Source organism: Microcoleus sp. A2-C3 (assembly GCF_036706065.1).
Classification (GTDB): Bacteria; Cyanobacteriota; Cyanobacteriia; order Cyanobacteriales; family Microcoleaceae; genus Microcoleus.
The window spans coordinates 1-1448 of sequence record NZ_JAUBVX010000128.1; the positions used below are offsets into that span (position 1 = coordinate 1).

Annotated in this window: 2 protein-coding genes; one reads left to right on the plus strand and one right to left on the minus strand. The window is 41.3% G+C overall.

Features of this window, described 5'->3' with window-relative positions; translation table 11 throughout:
• Positions 1 to 59: 59 nt before the first annotated feature.
• On the minus strand, positions 60 to 395 hold the full coding sequence (locus tag QUB66_RS29635) for a hypothetical protein (protein WP_332970808.1): 336 nt from the start codon (positions 393 to 395) through the stop codon (positions 60 to 62).
• Positions 396 to 444: 49 nt separating this feature from the next.
• On the opposite strand from QUB66_RS29635, the gene QUB66_RS29640 reads away from it, so the two are divergent.
• Positions 445 to 1329 (plus strand): TdeIII family type II restriction endonuclease, encoded by an 885-nt coding sequence (locus tag QUB66_RS29640; RefSeq protein ID WP_332970807.1) that lies wholly within the window; start codon positions 445 to 447, stop codon positions 1327 to 1329.
• Positions 1330 to 1448 lie beyond the last annotated feature (119 nt).

Genomic DNA, 1448 nt, shown 5'->3' on the forward strand with positions numbered 1-1448 from the left:
CTCATTCTCTCCCGGCGCGGTGGCTCTAGTTCTTCTTTTGCCACCGTTCTCATCTTTAGTTAGTCTAAACTACAGTCTTTTAATGTTTTGGCATCTCGTCGAGCCCATGCAGTGTGGTCGATTGCTACTAATATGTGTTCTGTTGGGGGTGCTTCTTTCTGTAATTGCTCCAGATACAACTCCATCAGTTTTTTTCGGTCTGGTCTACAGTCTTGTAATGCTTCATAGATGCTTGGCCATTGACGCTTGAATAATGGATTTAGTGAAAATTCCGCTAAACATGACGCATTCGGAGTGGTCATCACTGCATCCATCAGCTCAAATGTCGCATCTTTCGCTTGCACCAATAACTCGTATGCTGCTTGACGAAAGTCCTTTAATCGTTCACTGTTCATTTAAGGAGTGGATAGGTTTTATTTTTCACCCTCATTCTCTCCTAGCGCGGTGGCTCTAGTTCTTCTTTTGCCACCGTTCTCATCTTTGGTTAGTCTAAACTACAGTAGTTCAATTACACGCGCAATTATCAAAGCATACTTAGAAGTTTTCATCGAAAATCTTGTCAATGAATACAGAGGCAGGGTAATACCGAAACTTGATATTCCAGCAGCATATTTATCATGCAAGTCCTCCAAAGGTCAATTGAAACCGTTTCAGGCTGCTATTATGCCGTCAGAGTTGCTGCGGATTAACGAGTTTGAAAGAGGTTTCAGCAGCAGCTTAGGTACAACATATGAAGAATGTGCAAAACTCATTGCTTTGGAACATCACCAAGAAGCAAGCAGAAGCTATGAAATTTCTGGCGAAGTTAGAATAGAGGCTATTCATGAAATTGAGCGTCAGATAGCGCTATTTGAGCAGTCAGCCGACAAAAATGCAAATAAACCTGCTTTTGAAGAAATGATAGAAGCTGTTCTTGAGGCTCCCAAAACTAACCATTTAGTTACGCGATCGGTCAAAGCAGATTTGTACGTGCTTGCCCGTGACGGCAGGAAGTTTTTCTTTGAGATTAAAGGATCGAAGCCGAATAAAGGACAATGCTTGGAGGTAATTCAACGGCTGTTGAGGTTTCATTTACTGTGTGGAGAGTATCGCCCTGATACTCAATCTTACTATGCTATGGCTTACAATCCTTACGGCCCAAATCGTTCTGATTATAAATGGTCAGTGGCAAGGAAGTACACGCCTTTCGATCAAGCTATAATTATGGGACAGGAGTTTTGGAATATCATAGGAGGAGAGACTGCCTATGAAGAACTTTTGGATATATATCAAGAAGTCGGACGGGAGAAGGGTAAGTATATGCTTGATGCTCTTGCTTTTGGATTTTAGGGGTTAAAATAATGAACATAGGGTTAAATTTAGATAGAGGACTGGTAGTGCCCTGAAGGAAAGGATCAAGAGAATTAAACTGAATTCAAAGAAAGTAGGCGTTTAGAGTTGTAAATTAG

Coding starts and splice junctions, on each gene's coding strand:
- QUB66_RS29635 (WP_332970808.1), bottom strand. CDS start 395: ATGAACAGTGAACGATTAAAGGACTTTCGTCAAGCAGCATACGAGTTA.